This is a genomic window from uncultured Jatrophihabitans sp., from assembly GCF_964246335.1.
Lineage (GTDB): Bacteria > Actinomycetota > Actinomycetes > Mycobacteriales > Jatrophihabitantaceae > Jatrophihabitans.
This window is the reverse complement of sequence record NZ_CAXTQF010000130.1, coordinates 1-2,143: the sequence shown is the minus strand read 5'-3', so window position 1 is coordinate 2,143 and position 2,143 is coordinate 1. Positions and strand designations below refer to the sequence as shown.

The 2,143-nt window shown below is 70.0% G+C and carries 3 protein-coding genes; 2 read left to right on the top strand and 1 reads right to left on the bottom strand.

The window, feature by feature from the left end; genetic code table 11:
* The first annotated feature begins 207 nt into the window (after positions 1-207).
* Entirely contained in the window at positions 208-747 is a 540-nt protein-coding gene (gene ssb, locus ACFFCN_RS18685) for a single-stranded DNA-binding protein (RefSeq protein WP_375494122.1), read from the top strand.
* A gap of 61 nt (positions 748-808) precedes the next feature.
* On the opposite strand, the gene ACFFCN_RS18680 is transcribed toward ssb, so the two are convergent.
* Positions 809-1,501 (bottom strand): transglycosylase family protein, encoded by a 693-nt coding sequence (locus ACFFCN_RS18680; protein ID WP_375494120.1) that lies wholly within the window; start codon positions 1,499-1,501, stop codon positions 809-811.
* Positions 1,502-2,069: 568 nt separating this feature from the next.
* Between ACFFCN_RS18680 and ACFFCN_RS18675 the strand changes: the two genes are divergently transcribed.
* A partial coding sequence (locus ACFFCN_RS18675) for a hypothetical protein (protein WP_375494124.1) occupies positions 2,070-2,143 on the top strand: 74 nt, incomplete at its 3' end.

The window sequence follows — 2,143 nt, the reverse complement described above, 5'->3', positions numbered from 1 at the left end:
CGAGGGCGAGACGTGGGCAGGTTACCCGGCCGACAGCCTGCCGCGCCGGGTTTGCGCGGCTTCTAGCACGGGGCGCCGACGGCAGCCTGGACTGCGTCCACAGGCCGCCGCCTCGTCCACAGTCGCGCGATTGTCGGCTCGTCGTGCCGGACATCCGCGCTTGGCTTCGGATACCGCCCACGGAGGGCGCACCGGACAACCGGACACATGAAGCGGAGCACGCAGATGAACGACACCAACCTCACCGTCATCGGCAACATCGTCGACGAACCGCGCACCCGCAAGACGCAGAACGGTCACGTCGTGAGCAACTTCCGCGTCGCGACCACCTCGCGGCGCTTCGACCGCGAGCACCAGCGTTACGTCGACAACCAGACGCTCTACGTCAATGTCAGCACCTGGCGCGGCATGGCGGAGAACGTGCACGAGTCGCTGCACAAAGGCCAGCCGGTCATCGTGACGGGGCGCTATTACATGCGCGAGTACACCGTCAACGAGCAGGTGCGCACCAGTTACGAGCTGGAGGCGACGGCGGTCGGCCACGACCTCGCGCGCGGGGTCTCGCGGTTCGAGCGCAAGTTCCGCCCGGCGACGCCAGCGGTCGAGATCACCCGCGACGAGCAGGGCATCCCGGTCGACGACAGCGACCACTGGCTGCACCTCGAGCGGGGTGCCGAGGTGTCCGACGAGGCTGGCGCCGCGCCGAGCGAGCCGGCGGATGACAACGCCCTCGCCACAGTGGGCTGACGACGATCGGCCCCGGGCCGCACGTGCGGTCCAGGGCCGATCGACGAACTGCCGTTGCTGTTTACGGCAGGGTGAGGTGCTGTCCGACCCGCAGGTGGTTCGGGCTGGACAGGTGCGCCTTGTTGGCGCGGTACAGCGCGTGCCAGCCGCCGTGCACGTGGTGCTTGCGGGCGATCTCGGCCAGCGTGTCGCCCTTGCGCACGGTGTAGCTGTGCGCGGAGTGGTGGGCGCGGTGCTTGGCCTTGTGCGTGTGCGGCTTCGCACGCTTGCTGCTGTGGTGGCTCGTCGACGACGACGCCGGCTCGCCGGCCTTGTTCGGCAGCTTCTTCCCGGTGGCGTGACCGCTCGTCTTGGTCAGCCCTGCGCGCGGACCGCACACAGGCCACGCGTTGCGTCCCTGCGAATGCAGCACACGACGCGCAACCTCGATCTGCTCGGTGCGCGAAGCTCCGCTCGCCTGGTGCGCGTACTTGTGGCCGCCGTGCCGGCGCCACGTGCTGGAGTCGAACTGCAGGCCGCCGTAGTAGCCGTTGCCGGTGTGGACGTGCCAGCGGTGGCCGCTCTCGCAGCCGGCAACCTTGTCCCACACGTTGTGGTGCGCCGCGGCATCGGCCGGCGCCGCGAGGGCGCCGGTGACGACGGCCGCCGCACCGACGGTGGTGGCGAGCGTCGCGGCCGCTGCGCGGCTACGACGGGACTTTGCCGGCTGCTCAACCTGTTCGGTCGTCAGCTCGGGGGTGGAGCTCGAATGCATGTGAACCCTTCTCGACAGCACCGGTACGCGCTGCCAGTTCCGGTCGGTCCCCGAACACGCGCCGGCCGGTTCGGCGTGACGGCACGGCCGCATGGCCGGTGCCACGCTCGTGGCGCCGTGCGTGTAGTGCCTCGGAGATCTGGGATGACCCCTGCGCCCCGGCCGATTTTTTCGGCGCCTGTCCTGCTCGGGCGAGTCGCACCGTCCCTGCCGGTGCAGCGCGTGCATCGTGGCTGCGCGCGGTCGCCGAAGACGGTGCCACAGCGAGCTGGCGCAACCAAACTGCGTCGTCGAAAACGCAGTGAAACACCACAGCAACGCGACACGGCAGCGCCGGGGCGTGCGGTTGGTCGCCGCGTGGACCCTCCGGATTCCGGGCCCTGCGGGCCGCCGGCCAGACATGTGGTTTAGCTGGCAACCATGGCGAGTGTTGCCGGTCACGGGCCGCTTGCCGGACCTGCCGGACGGGTTCTCGCGCTCCGCCGCCGGTGCGGGCCGTCGGCGCGCAGGGCGATGAGCGCGCAGGGCGGTCGGCGACCGTCGCCGGCCGGGCTGGAACACTTGTGAGGTGCCTCAGTTCATCTACACCATGCAGAAGGTGCGCAAGGCGCACGGCGACAAGGTCATCCTCGACGACGTCAC

What these genes read in the sequence shown, in the direction of transcription:
- ssb (WP_375494122.1), top strand. Translation starts at nt 208, where the DNA reads ATGAAGCGGAGCACGCAGATGAACGACACCAACCTCACCGTCATCGGC.
- ACFFCN_RS18680 (WP_375494120.1), bottom strand. Translation starts at nt 1,501, where the DNA reads ATGCATTCGAGCTCCACCCCCGAGCTGACGACCGAACAGGTTGAGCAG.